Annotated in this window: 32 protein-coding genes and 1 tRNA gene; 9 read left to right on the top strand and 24 right to left on the bottom strand. The window is 42.5% G+C overall.

From position 1 onward, the window contains the following. Positions 1-4 precede the first annotated feature (4 nt). The 4 genes from BN1546_RS21045 to BN1546_RS21025 all read right to left on the bottom strand — a co-directional run bounded on the left by BN1546_RS21045 (position 5) and on the right by BN1546_RS21025 (position 3,150). On the bottom strand, positions 5-1,126 hold the full coding sequence (locus BN1546_RS21045; RefSeq protein ID WP_090738766.1) for a hypothetical protein: 1,122 nt from the start codon (positions 1,124-1,126) through the stop codon (positions 5-7). A gap of 96 nt (positions 1,127-1,222) precedes the next feature. Next, on the bottom strand, positions 1,223-1,675 hold the full coding sequence (locus tag BN1546_RS21040) for a hypothetical protein (protein WP_064962161.1): 453 nt from the start codon (positions 1,673-1,675) through the stop codon (positions 1,223-1,225). Positions 1,676-2,064: 389 nt separating this feature from the next. After that, positions 2,065-2,478 (bottom strand): hypothetical protein, encoded by a 414-nt coding sequence (locus BN1546_RS21035; RefSeq protein ID WP_090738765.1) that lies wholly within the window; start codon positions 2,476-2,478, stop codon positions 2,065-2,067. Positions 2,479-2,856: 378 nt separating this feature from the next. Beyond that, positions 2,857-3,150 (bottom strand): hypothetical protein, encoded by a 294-nt coding sequence (locus BN1546_RS21025; RefSeq protein ID WP_090738764.1) that lies wholly within the window; start codon positions 3,148-3,150, stop codon positions 2,857-2,859. A gap of 299 nt (positions 3,151-3,449) precedes the next feature. On the opposite strand from BN1546_RS21025, the gene BN1546_RS27435 reads away from it, so the two are divergent. Continuing rightward, entirely contained in the window at positions 3,450-3,617 is a 168-nt protein-coding gene (locus BN1546_RS27435; RefSeq protein ID WP_013371952.1) for a site-specific integrase, read from the top strand. Between the two features lie 503 nt (positions 3,618-4,120). Here the strand turns inward: BN1546_RS27435 and BN1546_RS21020 are convergent. Next, positions 4,121-4,206 (bottom strand) — tRNA-Leu (locus tag BN1546_RS21020). 248 nt (positions 4,207-4,454) lie between these two features. Between BN1546_RS21020 and BN1546_RS21015 the strand changes: the two genes are divergently transcribed. Both BN1546_RS21015 and BN1546_RS21010 read left to right on the top strand, forming a co-directional pair. Further along, a complete protein-coding gene (locus BN1546_RS21015; RefSeq protein ID WP_013371953.1) occupies positions 4,455-4,613 on the top strand; it encodes a hypothetical protein in 159 nt (52 codons plus the stop codon). A 126-nt stretch (positions 4,614-4,739) separates the two neighbouring features. Next, positions 4,740-4,931: a hypothetical protein gene (locus BN1546_RS21010; protein WP_025676495.1), complete on the top strand. Its 192-nt coding sequence runs from the start codon at positions 4,740-4,742 to the stop codon at positions 4,929-4,931. A gap of 32 nt (positions 4,932-4,963) precedes the next feature. Here BN1546_RS21010 and BN1546_RS27430 read toward each other — a convergent pair whose 3' ends face one another. From BN1546_RS27430 to BN1546_RS21000, 3 genes are all read right to left on the bottom strand, one after another. Beyond that, on the bottom strand, positions 4,964-5,116 hold the full coding sequence (locus BN1546_RS27430) for a hypothetical protein (RefSeq protein ID WP_019688000.1): 153 nt from the start codon (positions 5,114-5,116) through the stop codon (positions 4,964-4,966). A gap of 95 nt (positions 5,117-5,211) precedes the next feature. Beyond that, complete coding sequence (locus BN1546_RS21005; protein ID WP_013371956.1) at positions 5,212-5,538, bottom strand: YnfA family protein; 327 nt, start codon at positions 5,536-5,538, stop codon at positions 5,212-5,214. Between the two features lie 40 nt (positions 5,539-5,578). After that, on the bottom strand, positions 5,579-5,761 hold the full coding sequence (locus tag BN1546_RS21000) for a hypothetical protein (RefSeq protein WP_013371957.1): 183 nt from the start codon (positions 5,759-5,761) through the stop codon (positions 5,579-5,581). A gap of 352 nt (positions 5,762-6,113) precedes the next feature. Here BN1546_RS21000 and BN1546_RS20995 point away from each other — a divergent pair, with 352 nt between their 5' ends. Both BN1546_RS20995 and BN1546_RS20990 read left to right on the top strand, forming a co-directional pair. Beyond that, positions 6,114-6,392 (top strand): hypothetical protein, encoded by a 279-nt coding sequence (locus tag BN1546_RS20995; protein WP_090738763.1) that lies wholly within the window; start codon positions 6,114-6,116, stop codon positions 6,390-6,392. A gap of 30 nt (positions 6,393-6,422) precedes the next feature. After that, positions 6,423-7,454 (top strand): glycosyl hydrolase, encoded by a 1,032-nt coding sequence (locus BN1546_RS20990; protein WP_090738762.1) that lies wholly within the window; start codon positions 6,423-6,425, stop codon positions 7,452-7,454. Positions 7,455-7,525: 71 nt separating this feature from the next. Here BN1546_RS20990 and BN1546_RS20985 read toward each other — a convergent pair whose 3' ends face one another. The 6 genes from BN1546_RS20985 to BN1546_RS20960 all read right to left on the bottom strand — a co-directional run bounded on the left by BN1546_RS20985 (position 7,526) and on the right by BN1546_RS20960 (position 12,123). Continuing rightward, the gene (locus BN1546_RS20985) at positions 7,526-7,741 is read right to left on the bottom strand and encodes a hypothetical protein (protein ID WP_013371960.1); all 216 of its coding nucleotides are present in this window, start codon (positions 7,739-7,741) and stop codon (positions 7,526-7,528) included. 186 nt (positions 7,742-7,927) lie between these two features. Then, on the bottom strand, positions 7,928-9,031 hold the full coding sequence (locus tag BN1546_RS20980; RefSeq protein ID WP_025676490.1) for a glycerol dehydrogenase: 1,104 nt from the start codon (positions 9,029-9,031) through the stop codon (positions 7,928-7,930). Positions 9,032-9,170: 139 nt separating this feature from the next. Continuing rightward, a complete protein-coding gene (locus BN1546_RS20975; protein WP_040103355.1) occupies positions 9,171-9,713 on the bottom strand; it encodes a GNAT family N-acetyltransferase in 543 nt (180 codons plus the stop codon). Between the two features lie 200 nt (positions 9,714-9,913). Continuing rightward, positions 9,914-10,900 (bottom strand): ketoacyl-ACP synthase III, encoded by a 987-nt coding sequence (locus BN1546_RS20970; protein ID WP_090738761.1) that lies wholly within the window; start codon positions 10,898-10,900, stop codon positions 9,914-9,916. 31 nt (positions 10,901-10,931) lie between these two features. After that, positions 10,932-11,282 (bottom strand): hypothetical protein, encoded by a 351-nt coding sequence (locus BN1546_RS20965; RefSeq protein ID WP_013371964.1) that lies wholly within the window; start codon positions 11,280-11,282, stop codon positions 10,932-10,934. A gap of 187 nt (positions 11,283-11,469) precedes the next feature. Next, complete coding sequence (locus BN1546_RS20960; protein WP_090738760.1) at positions 11,470-12,123, bottom strand: cell wall hydrolase; 654 nt, start codon at positions 12,121-12,123, stop codon at positions 11,470-11,472. Positions 12,124-12,579: 456 nt separating this feature from the next. Between BN1546_RS20960 and BN1546_RS20955 the strand changes: the two genes are divergently transcribed. Next, on the top strand, positions 12,580-13,245 hold the full coding sequence (locus BN1546_RS20955) for a cupin domain-containing protein (protein WP_090738759.1): 666 nt from the start codon (positions 12,580-12,582) through the stop codon (positions 13,243-13,245). A 115-nt stretch (positions 13,246-13,360) separates the two neighbouring features. Then, positions 13,361-13,588 carry an LSm family protein gene (locus BN1546_RS20950; protein WP_013371968.1) on the top strand — a complete coding sequence of 76 codons (228 nt, stop codon included), beginning with the start codon at positions 13,361-13,363 and terminating at the stop codon, positions 13,586-13,588. Between the two features lie 190 nt (positions 13,589-13,778). Here the strand turns inward: BN1546_RS20950 and BN1546_RS27970 are convergent, their stop codons facing one another. Further along, positions 13,779-13,907 carry a hypothetical protein gene (locus tag BN1546_RS27970; protein WP_013371969.1) on the bottom strand — a complete coding sequence of 43 codons (129 nt, stop codon included), beginning with the start codon at positions 13,905-13,907 and terminating at the stop codon, positions 13,779-13,781. A 169-nt stretch (positions 13,908-14,076) separates the two neighbouring features. Here BN1546_RS27970 and BN1546_RS20945 point away from each other — a divergent pair, with 169 nt between their 5' ends. Next, the gene (locus BN1546_RS20945; protein WP_025676485.1) at positions 14,077-14,343 is read left to right on the top strand and encodes a DUF2642 domain-containing protein; all 267 of its coding nucleotides are present in this window, start codon (positions 14,077-14,079) and stop codon (positions 14,341-14,343) included. Between the two features lie 71 nt (positions 14,344-14,414). Here the strand turns inward: BN1546_RS20945 and BN1546_RS20940 are convergent, their stop codons facing one another. Together BN1546_RS20940 and BN1546_RS20935 are read right to left on the bottom strand one after the other, a co-directional pair. Then, positions 14,415-15,959: a GH25 family lysozyme gene (locus BN1546_RS20940; protein WP_090738758.1), complete on the bottom strand. Its 1,545-nt coding sequence runs from the start codon at positions 15,957-15,959 to the stop codon at positions 14,415-14,417. Positions 15,960-16,196: 237 nt separating this feature from the next. Beyond that, a complete protein-coding gene (locus tag BN1546_RS20935; RefSeq protein ID WP_090738757.1) occupies positions 16,197-17,222 on the bottom strand; it encodes a YeiH family protein in 1,026 nt (341 codons plus the stop codon). A gap of 118 nt (positions 17,223-17,340) precedes the next feature. On the opposite strand from BN1546_RS20935, the gene BN1546_RS20930 reads away from it, so the two are divergent. Further along, the gene (locus tag BN1546_RS20930; protein ID WP_090738756.1) at positions 17,341-18,228 is read left to right on the top strand and encodes a LysR family transcriptional regulator; all 888 of its coding nucleotides are present in this window, start codon (positions 17,341-17,343) and stop codon (positions 18,226-18,228) included. Positions 18,229-18,286: 58 nt separating this feature from the next. On the opposite strand, the gene BN1546_RS20925 is transcribed toward BN1546_RS20930, so the two are convergent. The 7 genes from BN1546_RS20925 to BN1546_RS20895 form a co-directional block, all read right to left on the bottom strand. Next, positions 18,287-19,864 carry a glycoside hydrolase family 43 protein gene (locus BN1546_RS20925; protein WP_013371974.1) on the bottom strand — a complete coding sequence of 526 codons (1,578 nt, stop codon included), beginning with the start codon at positions 19,862-19,864 and terminating at the stop codon, positions 18,287-18,289. Next, positions 19,861-20,838, bottom strand: a complete 978-nt coding sequence (locus BN1546_RS20920) for a pectinesterase family protein (protein ID WP_058829858.1) — start codon at positions 20,836-20,838, stop codon at positions 19,861-19,863. Before BN1546_RS20920 ends, BN1546_RS20925 begins: the two co-directional genes overlap by 4 nt. 25 nt (positions 20,839-20,863) lie before the next feature. Further along, positions 20,864-21,748: a dienelactone hydrolase family protein gene (locus BN1546_RS20915; RefSeq protein WP_090738755.1), complete on the bottom strand. Its 885-nt coding sequence runs from the start codon at positions 21,746-21,748 to the stop codon at positions 20,864-20,866. Positions 21,749-21,771: 23 nt separating this feature from the next. Then, positions 21,772-23,133: a glycoside hydrolase family 28 protein gene (locus BN1546_RS20910; protein WP_040103345.1), complete on the bottom strand. Its 1,362-nt coding sequence runs from the start codon at positions 23,131-23,133 to the stop codon at positions 21,772-21,774. 171 nt (positions 23,134-23,304) lie between these two features. Then, positions 23,305-24,825: an extracellular solute-binding protein gene (locus BN1546_RS20905; RefSeq protein ID WP_040103344.1), complete on the bottom strand. Its 1,521-nt coding sequence runs from the start codon at positions 24,823-24,825 to the stop codon at positions 23,305-23,307. Positions 24,826-24,853: 28 nt separating this feature from the next. Then, on the bottom strand, positions 24,854-25,477 hold the full coding sequence (locus BN1546_RS20900; protein WP_058829861.1) for a YesL family protein: 624 nt from the start codon (positions 25,475-25,477) through the stop codon (positions 24,854-24,856). 21 nt (positions 25,478-25,498) lie between these two features. Further along, entirely contained in the window at positions 25,499-26,464 is a 966-nt protein-coding gene (locus tag BN1546_RS20895) for an ABC transporter permease (protein ID WP_013371980.1), read from the bottom strand. Between the last annotated feature and the right edge of the window lie 201 nt (positions 26,465-26,665).

Below are 26,665 nucleotides of genomic sequence, written 5' to 3'. Positions count from 1 at the left end.
CAATTTATGTTTGATCTTCTATACCAAAATATTTCTCGCTTAACAAAAGCACTGTTACTAGAGAATCATAATATTTTTCCTGTAGGTTCTTATAATCTCCTTCTGAATCTGCCGCTTCTTTTAGTCCACTAACCTCGAAACGTAATAACTCCTTAAAATCTTTTTTCTTAAGAAATTCTTGTTCTTTACTCCTAAACTCCAATGATGAAGCTCTAGATCCCCAAGACGGTGTATTTAAATGATCTCTGTAAAGCATTCTCACTGCTGGTGCTACTTTCGCATTAAATCCTTCACTTGTTAATGCCTTGTCAGATACAAAATGATGCCTTTCTCCACCTAGTGCCTTCAAAATATTATACTTATTAGCATCAAAATAATATCTTTTATAGTTAAGTTTATCATGGTTGTCATATTTAAAAGTAGATCCGTTGTCACTGACTACTATATCATACTCAAAATAATCTGAAACTGCGTTCCTGCTATTATTCCAAGAAAAAACCTTACCTGTATTCACTAAAGTTTTATTGAATTTTTTTGTTGCAACTACTCTCCAATTATCTTTATTCTTGTTGTACTTTTTTAAAGTCCCAGAAATTACATCCAAAGGGTCATCACCAATATTAATTGCCATGATTGTGAATCCATAGTTCGTGCATATATAATTTATATACCATATATTCATAATACTATTGTTTATTTTATTCCGTTGCACTAAAATATGTTGATCAAACTCTTTAATATGCGTCTCTGGTTTAACTAATCCATATTCTTTGGCAATTTCAGCTTCTTTTTCACTGGTGACTTTGGGTGCCTCTCCATACGTATCATCTAAAACGCTATTTGAATTCATTCCTAATTCAGACTCATCTGGCGTAGTATCGCTTGCCATCGTTTCTAGATTATATAAATTTATTATTTCCTCATCCAACTGGTCCTTCGACTTTAAATATTTTTCAAATCCCTTCTGATATATATATTCTTTAACATCCTGATGCTCTTGGATTTTTTCAGACTGAAAGAATTCATAGTTATATTGATTAGACTGTTCAGCATAACTATATGCAGGCATAACAGCCCACAGTAATAATGAGATGGAAATAAGCAAGTTTCCAATTAGTTTTTTCATATTTGGATGTCCTTTCTTTTATTATTTGTATAATAATCCAATAATTACATCATGAATGATTAAGAAAAAAAGCCCTCAATTAGAGGGCAACACTAATTAAAGAGATCTTACTTTTATTGAGAATCCGTGGCCGCCAGTTCCATCATCTGAAACAATAGCAACCCGATAATCACCATTCACTCTCGGTCTAAATGTTTTTGTAACTTTGTATTTATTTGTTTTTGTGGTGTGTCCTGAGGCTGCAACGACTTGTTTATTGTTTGGATCATAAACTTTAAACGTTATACCAACCTGGTCTTTATCAACAAATTCTATTCTGACTTGGTTTCCCTCGCTAAGATCGTAAGGGAACGAAAAGTCATTAAATTCCCCATGTTCATCCAATATTCCATTATCAATACCATCGATATAAGCTTGGGGAATAATAACATGACTAAAAACAGCATCTGATGTTTCTAAATCGTTTGATTGGGCTGACACGCTCAAAGGTACAGCAGAAAAAATAGCAAATGACAAACCAAAAACTAACCACTTTTTGTTAAAATTCATAATCACACTCTCCCATTGTTTATTGTTGTAGGGATATTGTGTATTTCTATCCTTAATATATCACAACAAATAGCCTAATCAATATATTTATCATTATTTGTAACTTTACCTAAAAAAACAAACATTCATCTCATAAATTGCTGACTTATTCTTATAGTATTTATTAAGAATAGGCTAGAATATATATAAAATTAATTTTTTTCGTGATTAATTAGAAAAAAGACTCGCCAGTTAATAACAGAGCCTTTCACATCTACTCTAAAAAATTGATCAACGAAAAAACTCTCCCGACCAATTAAGGAGATTACTTCACTTGCTGGCTTGAACAAACACGTAGTTAACCTTCCTCATCAAATGGCCAGAAGGACAAGTTGTAGTCCTAGGGTAATTTAGAGGTTTCCAGGCTGTGAATCAGCTACTCCCCATGTTTCTCCGTCAACTTTATAATCACTACCTCTCCACTGAAGTATGTAGTCTCCAGAACGCAAACCGTCGCTGAAACCTTGATCAGTAGATTTCCAAGTCACTGTGTCATGAGGAGCGATTACTAATGCTTCAATATATAGTTTGTTTGAACTGCTGTGAGTTAAACTTACTCTTACTGGATGATCAGAGTGATTCTTCATACAAAGTTTAACATGACCCCATCCTTTAGGGACACTAAAGGCTTCTTTTACAGTTGCGCTTCCGCCCGATCTTTGAGAAATTATGTTGTTTCCACTAGTTTTACTGGATGAAGCTGCATCTACCGTAGTTGCTATAGATAAAGATAAAATCAAGAACAGAAATATTTTTTTCTTCATCATTTCCCCCTCCTATTTTTTGATATGGTCTACCTTAAAGTGACACCATCTACAATCCGGTAGCTCCTTTCACTTCTACTCTAAATTCGAACTTTTATGAAAGAAGTAAGATCCATTAATCTTAACCGACTCCGGTGTAATCTTCTTCACTACGCCACCGTAGTCCACAATATCTATCAAACCCTCTCCCAATGGCTGTAACATATACTCTTACTGTCTTAATGCAGCTGCAAATAGTTCTATATCCGACTTTAACACTTTATATGTATGTTTCATGCTGATCACCTCAGAATAGTTATTCTGCCGTATTTGTGGTAATTCCTGCAATGAAAAAGGTCCCGCTAATCTAAATTGGATGCACTCTAAGTTGGTAATCTATTATAATTTTTCAAACACTTCGTAACTCAACTCAAAATCAATAATTTTGAGTTGTTCTTCAAAGTTTTTAGTGATTTTTTGGACATCGAGGTTACTTTGATCAGGATGCAATCGTATGTTATATAACATACAAAGATTCGTGATAAAGTGTTGATCTTCGCGACTAAGCTCTTTTTCTGCACACTGCTTATCATATGGTGACAATTCATCTTCTGCCAAACACAACAATACAGATTTCCATTCAAGCAAAATTTTTATACGTTTCTCAAGCTGGGTTATATTGAGATTTTCCATAATGCACCTCTCGTTTTCAAATCATTAAATTGTAACTTTGGCTACCGTAATAAATCAACCACTCAACAACCATCCCTACTCCTTCTGCGATTCCTGGTTTTAGTATTCTGTAAAATATCTAAGATTAAGCTATAGAATTGTTTCCGGTTATCTTTTAGGGTCCCCTTTTTTTCAGAATGAATACTATTTCAAAAAAGCGGTAGATAAGAATAATAGAGCGTGTCTGGAAGATGCAGTTGAGGTAATTGATAAGTTACTTTATACAGACTCTAAATGGAAACTTTTTCTTGGGGGTGATAATGGGAGGATTCCGACGCGGTGAGTTAATTGCTTTAGACGAAGACGATTGCGATTTTGAAAACAGCAGATTGAGGATTGACGAGAGCATTTCAAGCACCAAAAATGGCCAGGCGGACATTACAGATACTAAGAATAAAGCACCTAACGATTATGTAGATATGCCTTAATGGTATATGGAGGAACTGGTCGTCCATGTTAAAAACATGCGTAAACTAAGGTTTGAGGCAAAGGCAAATGGGATATGGAAAGGCAGGGATCGGAACTTTATTTTTCACTCAGGTACAGGGAAACCTATTACCATAAAACGCCGTCCCAGCAGTGGAAAACTAGTGTGAGGGGAACGATTTCCGTAATGCATCACTTCATGGTCTCCGCCATACAAATGCAACGTATTTGCTGGGTCAGGGAACATCCATCAAGGAGCTTCAACATCGATCGCGACATTCCACTCCACATCTCAGGTGACTTCAGATACCTATGCTCACGTCACCAAGAAGCTCAGTCGTAAAACGACAGCGCACCTTGACATCTTCGATCCAAAAGTTCGTCCCCAATCCGTCCCCAAAAGCGAAAAAGACGCTCGCTCCCTGTGATATGAGTGTTATGGTCTCAACCCCAAAAAAATCAAAAAACCCTTGAGTATCAAGGGTTTCATGCAATAAAACTAGTATGCCGAGGACCGGGATCGAACCGGTACGGTAGTCACCTACCGCAGGATTTTAAGTCCTGTGCGTCTGCCAATTCCGCCACCCCGGCAAGTATTTAGGAACGCTATTTTACACTTACTTGTTCTTGTCTTACAAGTATCTGAGAAGCTTACTTATTAAGAAGTGTTCTCGCTATGTAAATGTCGTTCAACCGGGCACCAACTTATAATACGACAATTTTATCAAAATGTAAAGTGTTTTTAAAAAAAATAATAAAAAATCTCTTTTTGTATAACTTGTGCACATTTGAACTACACTAATAAATGTCTTTCCAAACCACCAGAAGGGGTGTTACGAATGCGTGAAGGTATGATTCCAACTGTTCTTGGGACGGTAGTATCGGCTTCAGGCGCTGTGTTGCTGAGCAGTAAGTACAAACTTGCAGCTACAGGCATTCTCGGTTTCGGACTGGCTCATGTTGTTCTGGGAGCGATTGATTTGATTGAGCATCGCTAGTTGTTTGGAAAGTACCGGGCGGGATTTATCCTTCCCGGTTTATTTTATAAGCGTTTAATATGGAGCATAAGCGTTTATGTAAAGTGTAGAACTGAATCATGCCTAAGAAGGAGCGTGTAATGTGCTATGAAAAAACATAACTCCGAAAAAAAGAGTCTTACTGACGATCAAATCGAATATAAACAATCTCTGGATAAGCGTGAACCAGGATTTGATCGGATTCCTGACCCTGATGCCGATTCACCTGCAGCTACCGATATGATTGATGAAGCCGTGGGCCGTGGAATAGATAAGCTACGTAATGACTTTACCAAATAAAGCATGAATTATAGGTCACAGGTTATTAAGTATCACTTGAAGATAAGCATGATCCAGCCAATAATCGAGATCCACAATACAATGCTGATGAAGAGTCCGCACAAGAGACCAAAAGAGAAATTACCTTCACTCTTCGGCATAGCACTGCCAAATTTCAATCTAAGCTTCATTTGATTCCAGTTCATAGAACCCCCTCCTTAAGTTCTATTTCGGAATATGAAGCTTATTTTTGTAGACCTATAGTCATGTTTTTGAAAATAAAAAAGGGGTTTTTGTCCTATCACCCTGAGCGCGGCAACAGAATTACAGCTATACCTACCAAACAAATCAATCCACCAATGAAATCGTACAAGTCAGGTGTCTTTTTATCAATCCACCAGCCCCATGCAATGGAAAGAACAATAAAGACACCTCCGTACGCTGCATATACACGCCCAAAGGAGGAGAAAACCTGAAAGGTAGCAATGACTCCATAGACAGCTAAAATCACTCCGCCGCAAAGTCCGACATACCATGTCTTGCCTTCTCGCAGCCATTGCCAGATCAGATATCCACCTCCGATTTCAGCGATGCCTGCCAAAATAAAAAGTAAAGCTGCCTTTAACAACGTATCACGTCCTAAACTTTCTTACTTTTCAGTCATCTCATTATAGTAATCGACCTATAATAATAATCAATGCAATTACGCCAACCAGAATAAGCAGATTACTGACCTGACGCCACAGGCTTGAAGCTCCCTCGGAGTGAAGCTTCCGCTGATTGGCATCAAAGTTTGCTTTGGTTCCCTCAGCATCTACCGGACTAGAAAATGGTCTGTGTTCTTCATTCATATGAAGGCCTCCTTTGCAATCCACTTTAATCATACCAAACTTTTCCGTCGATTTCGCGTTGCAATTATGCCTATAATTCAATGCAACTTCCGAATGAAGCTTCATATGTATGAGTATACAAACCAACATGTCGATATTTCACTGAATATAAAGTATGATGACGAATTAAGGAAGAGTGGGTATTTAGACGCCTTTCATTGCAGGACGGTAGTTATGGTATAATTTAGTCAACTTGTTCAGGATCGTATCAGGGCGCAACTGGTTACTCCATTTATAATGAAACTTACATCCAAGAATCCACATCCGCTTAAAACCTGCATATTCTGTTTGTAGATCTAGGAGGAGGAAACGGATGTCCCCTATTTTTATAGCTAGTTTAATGATAATGGGTATATTTTTATTTCAGGCAGCCTTTATTCTAGGCATCATACATTGGGTTTCTAAACGTACCAAGCGTCCAGCACAAACCAAAATGTACCTTACAGTGGGTTTGCTTGTCTTTATATCAGGCTTCCTTGTGTGGGACAACTGGATACACTTGCAGGAACTCAATGGGTGGACCATGATTAGTCTAGTAGTGATCATGATTAGCGCCTACATACAGCTTAGAAAACAAAAAGAAAAATACTAACCCCATTACCAGCATCAAAGGAGGAGCGCCATGAAATCTCACTCAACACGCTTTTGGTTACAGAGGGTGCTACTGCTAATGCTTGTTTTACTCTTTAGCGGCTCTCAACAATCGTTCATTGTTGCCGATGCCGCCCCGCCAATTAATGCTCATGCCTCTGCCAAAGCCAGGCAATTACTTGCCTACCTAACTAATGTGCCGGATGATATGCTAATTTCCGGACAGCACGATTACTTAGAGGCACCGGATGAACAAAATAACAAGCTGCAACAAATCAGCGGACAATACGCGGGACTTCACGGCTATGAGTTTGGAGGGTTGGCTAATCAATCCCGTACTGCCTTACGAGAGCAACGTCAGCGTGTTGTGAATAGCGCTATTCAATGGAGTCAGGACGGCGGAATCGTAGCTATCACCTTTCATCAGGCGTTACCGGGCAAACCAAAAACGTGGAAAAACGTACAAGCAAAAATTACTCAAGCTGAATTTAATCGTTACGTCACGCCGGGTACCCCACAATATAAGCAACTCATCGCTGATTTGGACGAGGCGGCTCTGTCCCTTAAGACCTTACGGGATGCGGATGTGCCAGTTTTATGGAGACCCTATCATGAAATGAATGGTAACTGGTTTTGGTGGGGGAACAAACAAAATTACGCTAAGCTGTGGGATCTAATGTATGATCGGTTCGTACATGTCCATCATTTAGATAACCTATTGTGGGTCTGGAGTCCCAATGCCCCGAACGCTTATAGCACTCCCTATAGTCTGTCCTTTCCAGGCATTAACCGGGTAGATGTGCTTGCAGCCGATATCTATAATAATGATTACAGGTCCTCCTACTACACTGAATTGCTAAAGCTTGCGCAGGGCAAGCCTATGGGAATCGGAGAAAGTGATATTCTGCCGAGTGCGAAGGTGCTACAGAATCAGCCAGCCTGGGCCTATGCCATGACATGGGGAAAGGAACTGTCGGCAACCAATTCGCAGGCAGCCATCAGACATTTTATGAACCAAAATAATATTATCACACGCGATCTTCTCCATGAGTCCCTCCGCTGAAAGAAAAAAGCTTGCACTTTGCTCCTAGAGCGAAGTGCAAGCTTTTTTCTACCCAATCCAAATGAAGCTCCCTAACTATTTCTAATTACCTCTTCAAGATCAAGATCGGCATATGCCTCTTCACCAAGATGTACAGATACAATGGTGTAGATCCGCTTGGTTAATCTAGACATCAGCCGATCACCTGGTGCTACGGAATATTCTTCCCGAAAATCCCCGATCTTGTGAAAACCGCTGGACATATGGATGTACAAGTTGCCCCTACGCGTTTTACCATGTACCAACATCAAATCTCCTCCTGCTGTGTGACCAACCTATTTTCCCTGTTACATCTATATCGGTCAGAACAAGATAGGATATAAGTCCCTGATCCCCTTCTTTTCTTTCACAAGATCGTGCACGTAAACGAAACGGGTCTGTCAGTGATATGACAGACCCGTCTTTGTAAATCCATTTTTCTAGCTAGAAAGAAACTATTCTTGATAGGATTCTGCAATCGCATTTGCTGCGATGATTGCGTTATACACATCATCAGGACTAACTGGGAACGGCATGTTGACCATTGTATCATTTGCTGCACAAGCATCTTCAGCCACCTGACGCCATTCAGCCTCAACAAATTCCTCTACACCCAGATCACGAAGCGTTAATGGAAGACCTACATCCTTAACCAGCTTAATCACGGTCTCTAGCTCTTCTTTTGGTGCGTTTTCCAGCACCAGCTGAGTTAACAAGCCGAATGTAACTTTCTCACCATGCTGTGCTTTGTGAAGTGAAGGAACAGCCGTCATGCCATTATGAATAGCATGTGCTGCTGCCAATCCGCCTGATTCTGCTCCGACACCGCTCAGATAAATGGTCGCTTCAATCGTATCCTCAACTGCACGAGTATATACTTTACGATCCACTGCACGCTTTGCCTTCACGGCATTTTCCAGCAATGTATCATAGCAAAGGCGAGCAAGTCCCAGACCTGTAGTGGAAGGCTTGTTCAGCACCAGATTGTCCCCATTGGCCTGATAGCACGCACGAGCTTCAAAATAAGTTGCCAGTGCATCACCAATACCAGCTGCAAAGAAACGTGCAGGCGCCGCTGCCAAAATACCTGTATCTGCAAGTACTACATCTGGATTCGTAGGCAGGAACAAATATTCATCAAAGGAGCCATCCTTCTTGTAAATAACCGCAAGCGCGGTACAAGGAGCATCAGTAGAAGCAATGGTTGGAAAAATAGCGACAGGCAGCTTTTCATAATAGGCTGTTGCCTTGGCGGTATCCAGCGTTTTTCCCCCGCCAATCCCTATAATGATGTTCGAACCATGTTTGCGTACTAATTCACGGTTACGATCAATCTCTTCTTTTGTACATTCATATTGGAATTTCTCGAAGACCACCTGGTTACCAGCTGCTTCAATCGAAGCACCTGCCTCCTTTTGGGCTCTTTCAAGGATAAATTCATCGCAAATAACATAGGCCTTATCGCCATAATCCTTAATGTAGTCATTTAACGACGAGAGCAGATTTTGTCCAGAAATAAATTTCTTGGGTGAAGTAACGGACCTTACAACGTTTGCCATGTAAATTCCTCCTCAGCTTTGACTCATACTCAAATTAATAATGATTTGGGCATGTGACCCCTTAACTATAAACCTCTTTTCACATTATTAAAAGGCTTATTATGGAATATATTATGAACAAATTGTGTATCTATTACATTTAAAGAGACGAGCTCCATTCAGAGTACAGAATGCCCATCATGATGCGATCATAGCTGTTGCCATCACGGAGAACAGCGGAACGAACTCTCCCCTCAAGCTGGAACCCTGCCTTCTCATAGGTACGGATCGCTTGTGTATTGTACTCAATCACATCCAAGCCGACCCGATTTAAATTCAGCTCATAAAACGCATAACGAAGAATGAGACGTATAGCTTCCGCTCCAAAACCTTTGCCACGGTAGTCCGTATTACCTATACCTACTGCCAGCTGCCCGCAGCGATTATTCCACTCAATCCCATGAATAGCAACAAATCCAATCAGGACATCGTCTGCCAATGTTCTTAAGCGAAAATAGACCTCGTTAGAGCTAGGAGATCCTTCTGATTCCATCTGTTTCAACGTGTAGGGGAGTGCCAAATCCGTATCTACATTGCGCAAATACTTCGCATCCTCACCCCATTTGAACATCAGTTCAGCATCTTCTTCCCTAACAGCGGCCAGTTTTATTCGTTCCCCGTAAAATAAATTTTCGATTTTAATGACTCTTCAGCTCCTATTATGAATTGTGTACGATGTTTTCGTCATCATTGTCATGTTATCCAACGTCCGCAATATAAGCTCTCCCTAATGAATTCATTGTTTAAATTTTACAAAATAATCATACCTAACACAACCAAATCATTACAAATATCATGGTGGGATATACAAAAAGACCTTGCAGCTGCAAGGTCTTCGTATTCCTAATATTTAAACAACATAGCAACCAGTTGATATCCAGCTCCAATCGTCCAAAATAGCACATAATCGCCGCGCCGGATACGACCCGATTCGATACCTTCATATAGAGCAATGAACGGGCTGCTGGTACCTGTATAACCATAACGATCACCCACATAAATCATTTGGTCATCCTCTAGCTCCAAATGATCCTGGATCTTCAACACATTGGCCAAGGAAAACTGCGACAGACAATAAGCCCGTACATCCTGAGGTGTAAGCCCATTCTTTTTTATAATACGTTCAAGCAGTTCAAATGTTGGAGGCAAGGCCATATTGGCGTCGAACGGAAGCCACTGAATAAATTTGCCGGGTGCGTTCCTTTGGAGTGTCGCCGCTAACCCCTGGGCCGGGTACAATATTTTATCTATATTGATGGGGTCCGTATAATACAGGGAATCTATAAATCCGGTGTCCTCTTCTGTACGCTCCAAAATAGCTGCACATGCAGCATCGCCATAGTTCGCATACGTAATCTCATCCGCGGGATCGGAAATGAGCGAATTATAATCTGAGCCGATAATAAGCGCTGTCCGCACCTCGGGATTAGACAACATCGACCGACTGGCTTGATCGACAGCTACTGTCATCCCTGCGCAATTTGCATTGGAATCCATCACTGCCACATCATGTCTGGCCCCAATCGCCTGGTGTACAAACAAGGCATTCATCGGAAACAGCGACTCAGGAACTTGAGTGGAGAACACGATCATATCCACATCACGACCTGTCATACCGGCTTGCTCCAGAGCTTTTTGCGCAGCTGCTATTCCCATGGTTAGACCGTTTTCGTTCGGATCATCAATGATATAACGCTGTTTTCTACCCATATGCTCCATGAAGCGTCGAATATCCTTTCCCCGCTCGTCAAAATGGCGAACATAATATTCGTTATCCAACGAATGGGACGGATGGTGCACTCCCAGTGCTTTTATTCTGATATGGCTCATCAGGTTTCCCCCTTACACATACGTCAGCGCATTATTGTACTACAATATCTACGTTGTTTAATCCTGCTTCACGTGCTACACGACCAAGCTGCATTTTAATAATCGTTTGCTGGAGGCTGATGACAAAAATTATTTTGGCAAATCCAGTTTCTTTATAACGTGCAAAAGAACCCTTCAGTTTCTCTACTTCACCTGGTCCCAAAAGTGCCATTTGGGTGCAATCTACCCTGAGTGTAAAGTTTGATGCCTGAATAGAAGAAGTTTTGGCTATATAATCCTTTACAAAGCTGTCATACTCCTCTTGGCTAAAAACTCCATTCACTGCCATATGTACCGTTTTAATGACTTGATCCACTTCGATGGTATAAGGATGTTGACTCATTTTAGAAAGACTCCTTTGATTTCATTTTTTGTCTATTAAGAGTATCGGAATAATAGGTAGAATTTTTAATATGAAACGAGATACATCATCCCTAACATATTACAAGTTTGTGAATATACAAAAAACCGTCATCGCTTCTAGAAGAAGCTACTGACGGATGGAAAAAATCACAAATGCTCATATGGAATCAATTCGTAAATGTATGACGACCAAGCGAAATGACAGCCGGACGGCTTTTACTCCATTTGGCTGTGGCAATGGCTGGGTTGTAATAAAACAAAGACCCATTGGTCGGGTCAGCACCATTAAGTGCCTGTCTGGCTGCTCGGTACGCAGTCTTGTTGGGTTTCAAGCGGTATTGACCGTCCTGTACAGCGGTGAATTGACCCGGCTGTAAAATAACGTCCGGAATCGAGCTTGGAAACTCGCCGGACTGTACACGGTTTAATACGACAGCGCCGACAGCTACTTGTCCTTCAAACGATTCTCCGCGCGCCTCGGAATAAATGATCCGTGCCAGTTGATCCAATGCGGTTACGCGGACCTTTCCGAACGAATCGAGCTTGGCCTGTGTTGCCGCTCCGGCAATACCGTCAGGCGCCAGACCGTGATCCCTCTGAAAACGAGCCACCGCTTTGCTGGTCAAAGAGCCATAGTATCCCGTAAAACCAGCTTTGAAGTAACCGAGTGAATGAAGCTGCTGTTGAAGCTCCAGCACTCGTTCGCTTTGAATCCCTTTCTTTAAAGCTGACGATTGTGCCTGTGCTTGTCCTGGTGCGACTGATAATACAGTACCTAACATGCATGCGCAGGACAGGATTAAAATAGATAATTTTTTCATATTCCAGACAACCTCCTCTTTCATGTTCTGTCCGGTGCAACCATTCCGGCCTGTACAACTCAGGGACGTTTATCCGATGATGCTTCTTGTGCCATAACTTATGACTAGCTGCGGAAATGACGCGTGGCTACATATGGAATCGGACATTGATGCGTTCACACGTCCGTTGCAGTATACCACAAGCCGCATTTACGTATCATCCGGCTCTGGTCCTAAGAATACCCAAATCAATAAAACACTATCCAGCAAGGGATGACGTGTATGAGAAGCAATAGATCACATTTTGACTACACTTGAATACGTGACTTTTTTCGCTATTTTTCGATTCAATCTACCCAGGACCTGAACCTGACATCTGCTTTTTTAAACCACATTTTTGTGCACATATATATGGGCGAATGCATAGAGTAGCGTACGATCATTCATTTCGAGTAACAGAAAGGCAGGAAAGAACACGTGAATTCATATATGGATTACACCTCTCCCACTGTACAGTTCACCTATGATTTAAGCGACAATATTTTGTTTCAGAAAGATGCTCAGAACTCAATCAACGAGCTGTCGATCCAGCAGCTGAATACATTAGCAAATGTATCGCTACTGGATATCCGTCTCAGCACTGCTAATGTTGTAGAGCCTCACTACCATCAAAATGCCACAGAACTAATATACTGTATCTCTGGAGCAGTGACCGTGTCACTGATTAATCCTTTTACCCGCGAGTTACGACATTTTCCGATTACACCTGGACAGGTGGCTAACGTCCCTCAGGGATGGTGGCACTATCTAGTCGCCACGGTGGACAACACTCACTTGTTGGCGATTTTTAACGCTCCAGTCCCTGAATTCATTTTGGGCTCCGATGTTTTGCGGCTCACGCCAAGTAACATTATGGCTCATACTTACTGTCTGGATGAGAAAAAGGTCCAGGAAGCGCTCGCCCCTATAAAAAAACCTATCATCATCGGTCCTTCCAATGACTGCAAACAGCAGCCACCTCGAAAACCAGGGATTCACGTAAGGCTAACCGATACTTCATCACATCGTCAGGTCGCCCCCCAAAGAGGCTACACCTATACCCATGGATATCCTGGCTTTTCCTTTAATCCCTATCAAGAGTAAGATTAACCCTAGTCAGACCTTAAGTACGACGGAATCCCCCTTCCCTGTATGTTCGCCGTTACCATAAGGCTTTCTCTCTCATAAAATGCCAATGTGTATAAGAGGGGGTGATTGAATGGACGCTTACTACAACTGTTTGAACTGTATGAATAAAAGGGTGCGTATTCTCACCATTGATGGAAAACAGTACGAAGGAACCATTACAGATGTAGATCGTAATAATGTGTACTTAAAAACTGAACGGAATGGACGTGTACAAACGTCTGCCTTTTATCCTTACGGGTACGGTAATCAAATCTTAACTTTAAGCCTGTTCACCCTGTTGGCGATTGCTTTAATTTAGTCCTCAATCCATTGCCCGTTCCTGTCTATAGATGCCAAAGCACCTCATGTGACAGCTGCCCAGCCCGGCACAGTTTGTGTAGGGCCTGTACGCTGTTATTTGGGGTGTTTTATCATACGATCCATTCTCTAAAACACTTAACCCCCCATCGGTTATATCCCAATGGGGGGTTAAGCTAACTCAATTCAATTTAGACCCACAAAGACTTTGTAATGATAACGAGCAGAATGAACAGCACCAGAATAGCTCCTGTCGATGTCCAAACGCCTGGGTAGCCCCCTACTGAACCGCCACCGCAACCTCTTTCACATTCACTCATGGATCATTGCCTCCTTCAATTCAAGGTACAACATAGCTTATGTATTGAGCTTTCCTATGGACCGGGCTTTTTGGCAATGTTATGAATATTCTCGCTGATGGGCATTAGCCTACACCTTTTCTAGGCAGGAGCATAGGATATCACAACTAATCCTGAAGGAGTGAAGCAATTGAATTCAAATCAAATGTTTAATTATAACGTTAACCAACCTTTTCCTCACCATCCTACCTCCCACCATGTCGTGGTACACCCCGTAGATCCGTATGTCGTAGAGACATTAAAATCGATGATCGGCAAGTACGTTGTACTTGAAACAACACGTGGCAGAATTGATGGATGTGTAGTAGATAGTAAGCCTGACCATGTCATCTTGGATGTATACGGTAAAAAATTCTTTGTTCGAATCAGCGAAATCGTATGGATCATGCCTGGCTAACCAAATCAGACATTAAAAATCCTCGCAGATCCTAATTCGGATTCGCGAGGATTAATCATGACATGAACCTGCTAATCAAGCGAGCCTGCCAATGAAGCACGAAGTTCATCTATTGTTCCATTGTACTCATCTAGATCGACTTGGCCGCTAATACCTGGAACACTGCCTGTACTACTGTACTGCCAAGCCCACCAGCTATTCCAAGCTGGAACTGCGGTCGGCTTTTGCGTAGTGCTGTATCGCGCTACCCACAATTTATACATAGAAAACGTAGGATCAAACTTGGAAGCAAAGACGTTTCCCGTGTATACGATCGGCTCACGCCCGGTAAGCTTCTCCATTTCATCCAAAAATGCATGAGCCACTTCACTGATCTGTGCGGAAGCAAGACCTTTGGGATTATTTTCATAATCCATCACAGGGGGCAGATCTAGCCTTCCTCCTGCTGAATCTATAGCCCTAGCAAAATTAGCTGCTTCCTGGCGAGCTCCATCCACGGTAGTTGCGTTCAAAAAGTGGTAAGCGCCAACCAGGATGTTAGCATCTCTGGCCCCCTGAACATTTGCTAAAAATTGATTATCTTGATACTTGGTGCCCTCTGTAGCTTTAATAAAAGCAAATGTCTTGCCTGCCGCCGCCACTTGCTGCCAATCAATATTGCCATTATGGTGCGAGACGTCAATCCCCTGCGCGTGTCCGTCAGAAGACATCGTAGGCTCAACAGGTATAGTAGATATAACAGTATCGGTAGATGCTGACTCCTCCGTTGCCTGATCCAACGCTACGATCACTTTACCATCAACTGCATTAATAAGATGAAAGGGTGTGCTGTGATCAAGATCAATCACAATACGTACCGAGGCTGGGTTTGTACTAAACATGGAGTATCTTACCTTGGAAACATCTAGATCTTCTGTGACTGGAAAGCTTCCTTGTCCACCATTGTTAATTGATTGTGAGGCTGGAAATTCCTCACCAAACTTCGAATCAGGTATATCTACAACAATACGATCTGGTTGAGTTAACTTGGTGACTTTGGGGCTTACTTTTCCATCCACCGTTATCGTCAATTGGTGATTGTTGAAGCGAATTTGGTTTACAGCCGTACGCTCACTCTCTATAGCATCGCTTGCAGCTTGAGTAGCAGAGTGATCACGGGTGGTCACGCTATTTCCGCTTGAAGCAGGCGGAGTCGTCAAGAATACGGTTTTAAGTTCGTTGTTCCAGACCACTTCCACTCCTGTCTGTTCAGATACAAAGCGAAGCGGAACATAAGTCGTCCCCCCGTTAAGCAAAGGAGCTACAGCCAACCCCATCGGTTGATCATTGACTGAGGCAATGGGATTGTTGACCTGAAGGCTCAGGTTAAGATTTTCTTTATGTATAGTTACAGTCCCTGTCTTGGACTCCCAATTCACACTATAACCCAATTCTTCTACAATAAGACGAAGTGGAACCAGCACATTGCCCTTTACTTCCTGGATCTGCACCCCCTTGCTGACACTTATATCTTTACCATCCAGCTGAATATGTGAATTTGAAGACGCAGCGTGACTTTCTCTTGGAAATGCTAATAGAAACAGAAACAAAAAAGCAAATAAACAAATTTTCTTCATATGTACCCTACCAATCTCTAATTTTTCACTATGTAAATTTTACATTCTATGCCCCTCTAAAGCCTCCATTTTGATAGACGCGACTCCTATGTAAAAAGTTACGATTCATTCATTATATATTTCAGCCTTATAATACGAAAGCACTAAAAAGCTCTGCCAGCTATACGCAAGCAGAGCTTTTTCCAGTTTTACTAACCTCATTTGCCAGCTATCTCATCACGAGCACATACTTTCTATTCATACGGTTACAAATGTTAGTCCTACAAGAATGATCGAAGTAACAGAAAGTACCAGTAAGGGCAGCATTGCTTTCTCTCGCAAAGTCTTAAAGCTCACATTTAGCCCCATGCCTACCATAGCCATCGTTAACATAAAGGTAGTAAGCTGAGAAAGTTCGTTCATTAGACTAGGTGAAACTACAATATATTTTCCAAAAACATAACTTCCCAAAATACTTGCCGCAATAAAGCCCATGAGGAACCAGGGGAACTCTACTTTAGTACCTGTACGAATCTTTCCGGTTCGTTTCATCCAATACATTAAAATAAAGCTAAGCGGTATGAGTAAGAAGACACGCCCCAATTTGGCTAATAAACCCATGGCAAGAGCATCCTGCCCAGCAGGTGCTGCCGCTAAGGCCACATGTGCAATTTCATGTAAACTGATGCCCGACCAGATTCCATATTGCAAATCCGTCAGAGGAAGCCAAGGTCGAAGCACTGTAAACAAAATAGCAAATACCGTTCCAACCAAGGCAATAAGTCCAACTCCTATGGCTGTGTCCTCATCGTCGGACTTTAACAAGGGAGAAACAGCTGCAATTGCTGCTGCACCGCAAACTCCTGTTCCAATCCCAAGAAGAAGCGAAAGCGAAGCATCTGCCTTGAATCGTTTTGCCAGCCAAACCGTAAAAAAAATGGCAAATACCACAGTGCCTACATCCCGTAAAAGCAAACCCAGCCCATGATGAATAACAACATCCATATTTAGCTTCAGCCCATATAACACAATAGCTCCGCGCAGTATTTTCTTGGCTGAAAATTCAATTCCTGAGCGTACAGCTTCAGGGTACCCCCACAACTGTCGGTATAGTATAGCAAGAAACATTGCACATGCCAATGGACCTACATAATGAAAGCCCGGCACTTCGTTCAGGACGTATCCTGCCAGTGCAAAGATCATCGTTAGCACAATGCCAAATAAAAACCGAAATAATCGACCCCTGTTCAATAAAAATTTGACGTGTTGAATATGACTCTTCATGCTGATTCCCTCCAATTCTACATGCATACAGCTTAATATGTATTTTGTCATAAGGAAAATAAATCATTATAATAATAATGATAAGTAAATATGCATGATAAATTTGGAGGAATAGACTTTGGATCAATCTTTAATCGTCTTTGTTAGGGTTGCGGAGAAACAAAACTTCACACGAGCTGCTGAGGCACTACATATGACCCAGCCTGCGGTAAGTCAATATATTCAAACACTGGAACGCAGTGTAGGAACCCGGCTCCTGGAGCGAAGTAATAAATATGTGCGCTTAACTAAAGCAGGTGAAATTGTGTATCATCATGCCCAGGAGATTATCCGACTCCATACACGTATGCAGTACTTGGTGGACGAACTAATGCATACGGCAAAGGGTAACCTGTCTATTGGTGCAAGCTACACGTATGGTGAATATGTACTACCACATGTAATTGCGCAAATGAGAATCCAGTACCCGCTCATTCAGCCCTCTATTACCATCGGCAATACATTGGAAATTGAAAAGCTCGTAATTCATAATCAACTGGATGTGGGCATTATCGAAGGAGAATTTCAGCATGACCATTTACACATTGAATCCTTCGCCGATGATGAAATGGTTATTGTCGTTCCGCAAAATCATCGTTTGGCCGGTACATCTCAAGTGGATATAAATGAGCTGCATGATGACATCTGGATTCTGCGGGAAGAAGGCTCTGGAACCCGGGAGGCGGCTGAAAAGATGTTTGCACAGCTTCGATTTTATCCTTCTCATATGATGAATTTTGGCAGTACACAGATCATCAAAGAGTCTGTAGAAGCAGGCTTGGGGATTTCTTTGCTGTCCCAATGGGTAATTCAAAAGGAACTTGCTTTGGGAACATTAGAAGTATTGGATATTCTCAATCTCCCGTTCATTCGGAAATTCTCCTTTCTGACCCCTTCTGCGGTATTTGAGACGAAAGCAACCACTGCTTTTTTGGAGATTTTGCGAGATTATAGTGTAAAAAGGTAACCTGTAAAAGAAAAAAGCACCGATTAAGGTGCTTGCAATATAGTCAGTATTATATTTTTTATGAGGAGAGATGGTCCTTACCATAGTATAAGAAATGGGAAAAGTCAGCGTAGCTCCCTTGGAATTGTTGCATATCATGAGCAGCAATACCTACAAAATTCCCTGTAAATCCTCCCGACAAAAAGCTGATATCCTGTATTTCAAAAAGTCGCTTCCAGGAAGGCTCATCTCCGACTCCATAATAAAATTGTGCATAGGAGGCATGGACCTCTACAGCCAAATGTACAGGAAGATCATTCTGAAGTGCAATCACTTGCGGAACTAACGTAAATGAATTAGCTTCACAGCGCATCATGCGCAGCACTTTTCCCACTCCCTCTTCATAGCTGACATACGTATACAAATAGTCCTCTTCATTGAGATACAGCAAAAGTCCCGCCATTTGCAAATAGCTTGTTGGCTGATACTCCAGTGCTGTTTCTACCCGAAAATGATGATCCGTTTGCCGAATGGCAAGCATGTGGTGCTTGAATAGACTTTGTATGGATTCTCCAGCATGAATTCGAAGGTAGCCTGGGCGCTGACTTAATGAACACCAGCTATCGTCCGCCAGGATACGCAATGTGTTCCACGATTTATCAATTGTGGGGCCCTCGAAAAAGTCTTCGAAAATATACTCCTGCTGCTCTTGCTTAATCGAAACTGTCCCTTGAGGCGCAGGCACCTCCAATTGAGGTGTATGGCCCCCGGCGGTTAATCGCAGCCAGCCTTCATCATTCCAATAGACTTGTTGCAACGCTGTCTCGCGCCCTAAAATGGCGTATTTCCCCTCCACTGGACGTGTGCATAAATGGGCCATATACCATTCTCCGTCAGGTGTTTGCACAAGACTGCCATGTCCTGCGCATTGTAACGGGAAATTCAGCTGATCACGAGATGTAAGCATCGGATTATGCGGGTCCACTTCATACGGGCCGGATATTTGCTTGGAGCGTGCTACGGTAACTGCATGCCCCGTACCTGTTCCACCTTCCGCTGTAATAAGATAGTAATAACCGTTCTGCCTGTAGATGTGGGGCGCTTCTGTCTTCTTCAATGGAGTGCAATCAAAAATTTTAACAGGCTCGCCAACAAGCCGCTGTTGACTGCTGTCATACTCCTGCATGACGATACCTGAAGACTTATTGCTTTCCAACATGCGGTAATCCCATAAGGCGTTCAATAGCCATTTGCGTCCATCCTCATCATGAAATAAAGACGGATCAAATCCACTACTATTCAGATAAACGGGTTCCGACCACGGCCCGTGAATCGTAGGCGCTGTTATCACAAAATTATGAACGTCCTTGAACGGACGCTTGGTGCTTTTCACATCCGTATAGAGTAGATAAAATAGGTTATCCGCGTAGCTCAATTGCGGTGCCCAAATGCTGCAATTTTTTGGGTTCCCCCTCAAGTCAACCTGATCAGTCAAAATATCCGTGCAGTGCTCCCAATGAGCCAAATCTTTGGACTGGTACACCCGTACTCCAGGCAGCCACTCAAACGATGACACTACAATATAGTAAGTATCCTCGACTCGCGTAATACACGGATCGGGATTAAAGCCTTTTAATATAGGGTTTTGGATCATCATGAGACATCACTTCTCCTTGCTTTCCAAAATGCGACTCCCTCAAAAACCTGTTCCTTGCTCCATGCTTCTGTCCTCGCTTCAAAACAATCCGCCCACGGAACACGCTGCTGACGTAATGAAGCTATTTCATCAGATCCGCCATATTCCTGATAGCATACGGTTTTCTCGTTCGCTACATTGTCCCAATTGTCCCAGCCACGCGGATCGATATGGTCGCCCATTTTACAATTGACAAATACGGTTTTGGCATATTCCCGCCATGGACGACCCAAAAAAACAGGGGTAATATCAGGCTCTGCGGTTAAATAGCAATGATCAAATACATAGCCGTACGTTTGTCCTTGCGGTGTAGAAGCGGCTGTAACGTAGCTTGTATGGTTCTTATGATGACGCAAACTACGAATCTCGCAATCTTCAAAGTAAGCGGTAGCCCCGCCAAAAATGAAGTCTATCGTACCCTCGATGTAACAATGCTGATAGAGCTGGCGATAGTATGCGTGATGTTCTTTCAAAGGAATTCCACCAAACTTTAATCGTTCTTTGGGTGCAGGAGGCAGAGGGCCTGTAAATAACGTGTCCTGGTACCCTTTAAAGGTGCAGTTTCTAAAGATGGTTTGATCACAATGAGCGTATACCGCAACGGCCTGCCCAATGTGTTCTCCCTGTCCGGCCGTGTTGGAAATGATGAGATTTTCCAAGATCAAATGGCTGCCGCCTACAAATAAAGTGGGTGTCGCAAAGGTTCCTATTTCCTCACCTGCTTCATTCCGCTCCCTGGCGTACCGATTCATTCGAATCTCTACCTGTCCGATGCCTATGATATGTAGATTTGAACGGTAAATCCGCACCTCTTCCTCATAGGTACCCGATAAAATAGTTAGCGTTTCCATTTCGTTGGAAGGCGATTGCTCCAATACATTAATCGCCTCCTGAATGGTGTGGAAATCACAAAAGGATTCTTTTCCGACTAGCATGGTTACCCCAATCCTTTCATTTGATTTACAAGTGTTCAGCTAAAAATGACTGCCAAGCCGTTCGCATTTCCAATGTCTCCATATGACCACCGCCCGCAATCACAGGCTGCCAATGCTCAGGGTGACCTGCTTTCTGATAAGCTTCCAACAACCCGTTTGCCAAATGCTCGACTCCTTCTATAGGACACATTCGATCATTTTGACCTGTTATACTCATCCGTGGGCGAGGTACGATCCGCTTTTGAATATCCAACGTGGTGAAATGCTTCAACAAGCCGGGAACATAGGAATAGAACCCATGATGATCCAATCCCCTTTTGGCGATCAGCGTATGGGCATCTACCTGTCCGCAGATATCAACCGTGACCTGTATTCGTTCATCTAAAGCAGCCATCCACCATGCCATAAGTCCACCCATCGACATGCCGATCGTTGCGATGCGGGAAGCATCAATGTCCTCACGCTGGCACATATAATCTACCAAACGACGGTTATCATACAGCATCATGCCCCACAGCACCTGGCCTTGCCAGAGCATTTCTTTTACCAGCTCGCTCTCGGTTTTGCCCCCACGTTCATTGAAGCACCACATGTCGATACAGCACACGCAATATCCCATGTCTGTCAGAACTGTAGCAAACGAGGGCTGCTGTAGGTAAGGACTGCTATGGAGCAACTCCTTACGTCCATTCGTATAGTTGCCCCCGTGCGAATGGTTAAAAACGACCAATGGGAACGGGCCGTTCCCTTGTAAGGGTGTAGCTACATAAGCGGGCACAGACTCGATTCCGTTCAAGTCCAGTAGGAGACACTCCAGTCGATATCCCTCCCGCTCTTCTTGATTCAGCAGAGTTGCCGTTATAGGGCGATCTGCCGGAAGGTCGCCCAGCAATGCTTGCAACTTATCCACGTTTTATTCTCCTTTCATCCCTCCTAGTTCAGCACATTCTGTTCAGAAGGTTGTACCGTTACTTGTTCTATCAGCTTTTCAGGCTGAGCTGTATTCTTCGAATGGCAACGATTGATTTCAACGTTTTCCCCATTTTCAATATAAAAGGCAGGACCTTCATGATTCTCAATCGTAACCTGTTGAAAACGAATATCCTTCACGTTACCCAGATAAAAACCACGGTTATTCATATCTTCAATCCCTGTCATCATGGCCGGACGACCGGGAATCGCATTTTTAGCCATAGAAATATCAATATTGGAAAATGTGATTTCAGCGATATATTGCTCTGCAAGTCCGTACAAGAAGCCAGCCGCCGCATGAACCTGTCTTGCCGTAATATCAGAAAAATGGATTCTTCTAAAGCACGGAGTTTCATCAGTAATCGGATAGGGATTTTTATCCCAAACATATTTGTCTTTGCCCCGAGGTCCGCAGAAATAATACAGGTTTAGAATAAATGGACAAATGACCTCCTCCATCACAATGTTGCTGATGCGAATATCCTCGATGATTCCACCGCGTCCCCGTCTTGATTTCAGACGTATACCCCGATCCGTTTGCTTGAACACGCAATTGCTAATCGTAACATTACGAATATCCCCGCTCATTTCGCTTCCCAGCACGACAGCACCATGACCATGTACCATTGTACAGTTGGTAATCGTAATATTTTCACAAGGAATCCGTTCTTGCGTATCTTCGGTTCCTGCTTTGATCGCAATACAATCATCGCCTACATCTATATTGCAGTTGCTAATACGAACATTGGAACAGGATTCGGGATTAATACCATCCGTATTGGGAGAGTCCGCCGGGTTAAGAATGGACAAATTATCAATCGTAACGTTATAGCAAGCAATGGGGTTTACAGTCCAACTGGGGGAATTTTTTAACATAACATCTTTAATGGTAACCCGCTGACAACGGTCAAAGCTGATTAATTTGGGTCTCGGATACTGTAACTCCTCTGGATGATTCCGATGCTTTTCCCACCACGGCTGACCATTTCCATCCAGCGTTCCGCTGCCTGTAATCGAAATATTCTCAAGGTTCTCTCCATAAATACACGATGCATGTACTTCCCGCTGAACGCCCTCCCATCTGGATTCTACTACAGGGTAATCAGCCAGTTCCGTACTGAAGGAAAGAATAGCGCCAGGGCTTACATGCAGCTCAATGTTGCTTTTCAGAAAAATAGCGCCCGTTAGGTACGTTCCAGCCGGAACAAAAACGGTACCTCCACCAGCATTACTTGCCGCTTCAATAGCAGCCGCAATCGCCTCTGTTGCCATCGTCGTACCATCCTGAACTGCTCCATAATCTACAATGTTGTACAATTGCATTTCGTTCTCTCCTGTCTTTATTTTTTGTGAATGATAATGATTTATAGACTGGGCTTGAAAATACACTGTAAAACGGAGTAGGCGGAATGGTGCTGGACAAGTGTCAGCAATGATAAGCACCATCCGCCTGCGTAGTGACAATTCATGTATACTAATATTCAACCTATATCTTTATTTTTTCGATTTCTTATACGCTTCTTCATACTCAGTGGTAATTCGTGCTCCGCCTGATTTTTTCCAGTTTTCTACAGCTGCCTTAAATCCGGCTTCATCAATTTCACCCATAATAAATTTGAAGGAGGCGTCGGTAATGATTTTCTCCAGCTCTGTTCCTTGTTCATTAGCGGTGGCTGAATCCAGTGGCACTGTCGGGTCCAGAACAGCAAATTTATTATTTTCTCGCACTAATTCATTAGCCAGTTCCTTTTCTGGATTGGCATCCTTTAAGTTATAGGTCACTTCACTTGGTCTGGAGCTTGAAAACGGCTGAACGTCTGCTTGCCACAAATCTGTATTCGTAATTTTGAAGGAACCATCCTTTTCGATTTTATAATGAGTACCTTCAAGACCACCGGTCATATACATGTATACATCTTTGTCAATTAAGTCATCTACAAATTGCAGCAGTCTCTTCAACTCAGCTTCTGTCTTTACTTCAGATTTCGGAAATGCCAGCAAGCCTCCTACCCCGCTTCCCTCAGACCATACGTGGTATTGTCCATCTCCATTCGAAATCTTGTTGACAGGTACCAGCTTCAGCCCTTTTTGTAAGCCTTGAGACAAGGTTCTAAGGTTAGAAATATCGATCATGCCTGTATAAATACCTGCTTTACCTTGTGCAAATTGTTGTTGCTGGTCCGTTTTAGCAGTTACAGCAAAGTCTTTGGAGAGATACCCGTTTTTGTATAATTTATTGGAATACTTTAAGGTCTCCAAATATTGAGGAGTATCAAATTCCGGCGTAAACTTTCCGTTTTCATCTACTTTCCAGCCATTAGGTGTACCAAAATAGGAACTTAACGTTTTGAAACTGCTGTAGCGCAGATCCGATCTGTCAACAAACCCAGTCGTATCATTTTTTCCATTGCCATCCGGATCATCTTCTGTAAACGCTCTCGCAACTTCATACAACTCATCCAGTGTGGTCGGCACCTTCAGTCCTAAGCGATCGAGCCAATCCTGACGAATGACCAAACCCGCCCGAGCCAGATTCTTCTGGAACGGAACACCATATAGCACCCCTTCAATAGAAGCGGCTTCTCGCACTTCAGGTGGGATCTTTTTCAAATTTTCGTAATCATCCAAGTATTTGCCTACATCCCAGAATAGTCCTGATTTCAATGAACTACGCACTGAGGAATTTGTCATCATCGTCAAAGTCACCATATCTGCCAATTCACCAGAAGCCAGTGCGGTGGTAATTCTCTCTTCCTTGGAAGCATCCGGTACCCAGTTGAACGTAATTTTGGAATTGGTGTATTCTTCGATTTTACTTTTAATCGTTTCTGTAGGCGGAGAGGCTGTATGCAATACGTTTAGCCAGGTAAATTCCAGTTTGGATTTGGGATCATAGGTTTGACTGCCTTGATCCTCAGTTCCCTTATCACCACAAGCAGCTAGAAAAACACTCATGACCATAAGTGCGGCAAGAAGACCTGACACTCCCTTTTTCATCTTGATTCCTTTTTTCATCGTGTTTGCTCCTTTTTGGTTTGTATATTCATGCCATATCTTCCTCTTTCACCAGAACCTCTCGCTCTATTTTGCTGAATACCTGATGCGTCATCCACATCACGAGATAACCGATGATGCTCGCTCCGGCAAAAGTTAGAATTCCTGGGTACAAGCCTAGAATCAATGCATAAAGCACGACAATGGCTACAAAAAGAACAAGTGTATATTGTAAATACGAAAAACCAATCACGATCGACATCTTGATCTTCAGCTTGATGCCTTTCCAATCATAGTGAGCCAGCAACGGAAAAATGTATGCCAAAGAGATAAGATACAAAAAGGCACCCATCAGCGTCACCACACGAATATACCAGGATGAGACGTTGACGATATCCACGTAGAGCACGTAACCCACAAGGCTGTAAAGCCCGCCAATGATGGCTGCTTCTTTAAAGCTTTCTTTAAAGTAACGTACAAACGTCGAGAAAATGGCGACTTCCTCATTGCCCCGAATCCACTGCCTTAAAATGCTAAGCATAGCAACGGTTGCAGGCCCAACACCTATAAAACCCAAGCCCAGGATCGTCGCAATGGTCCACAGCAAGTTAAGGTAGACCAGGCGTAGCAGGCGCATGCACCATTTGTTCATGTTTTCTACAAACCGTACCATTTTGCATCCTTCCCGTCGTCATTAGTAAACGCCGTCTTCACCAAATTTCTTAGCGAGTCGATTGGAGAGCATAATCAGAATTAAACCTACTACACCTTTAAAAAGTCCTACTGTCGTACTGAAACTTAATTGTCCATTCTTTAAACCCGCAGTATAAATATAGGTGTCAAAGATTTCGGCAACCTCGCGATTTAATGAATTCAATAGCAGATACATATGCTCAAAGCCCAAATCCAGCGTGCTACCAATTTTCAAAATTAACAATGTAATAATAACCGGGCGGATCGCTGGCAACGTCACGTGCCATGTCTTTCGCAAACGTCCAGCGCCGTCCATTTCTGCTGCCTCATACAATTGCGTATCCACCACTGTAATTGCAGATAAATAAATGATGGTAGACCAGCCGAGTTCCTTCCAAATCACTTGCCCGATATATACCGTTCGCAGCCACTGCGGAGATGTTAAGAAGCTGATCTTCTCACCGCCCAGCGCGGCAATCATTTCATTCAGTACACCGCCGTCCACTGTCAGGAAAACATAAGAAATCGAAACAATGATAACCCATGACATAAAGTGCGGAATGTAGATAATGGTTTGAATAATGTTTTTGAAAAACATCTTCCTAACCTCATTCAGCATGAGCGCCAATATGATGGGCAACGGAAAAAAGATTACAATATTCAGTGCAAATAAAATCAGCGTATTGCGAAGCAGCATAAAAAACGTAGGCTCAGTAAACAAACGAATAAAATGCTTCATTCCTACCCATGGACTGCCTGTGATTCCCTGAAAAGCTTGATAATCCTGAAATGCAATTACCAATCCCCCCATAGGGAAATACTTGAAAATAATGAAATACACCAATCCGGGTAAAACCATCAGATAGAGCAGCTTGTGTTTCTGCATTCGTAAAAGGCTTTCCGTCGTTCTTTTGTTCTTCTTCATTTTCATCTTCATGTTTGGTGCGGGGACACTTGAAACTTTCATTAGTTCGACCTCCTTCAAACATTACTGTATACGCTTTCAAGATTACGTTATTTTCGACATTCCGCATATAATCATCAAATGATAGCGTTTACAAAAGTAGGCCAACAGCCTACTTTATAGCCTCTTCACCTTAGCTAATGATTACTACACAACTTAATGATCATCCTCTGTTTTCCACGCTTAGAGAACACCTCAAGATTT

It is taken from the genome of Paenibacillus sp. Mc5Re-14 (assembly GCF_001049835.1).
Classification (GTDB): domain Bacteria; phylum Bacillota; class Bacilli; order Paenibacillales; family Paenibacillaceae; genus Paenibacillus; species Paenibacillus polymyxa_C.
This window is presented reverse-complemented; position numbering and strand designations above follow the sequence as displayed.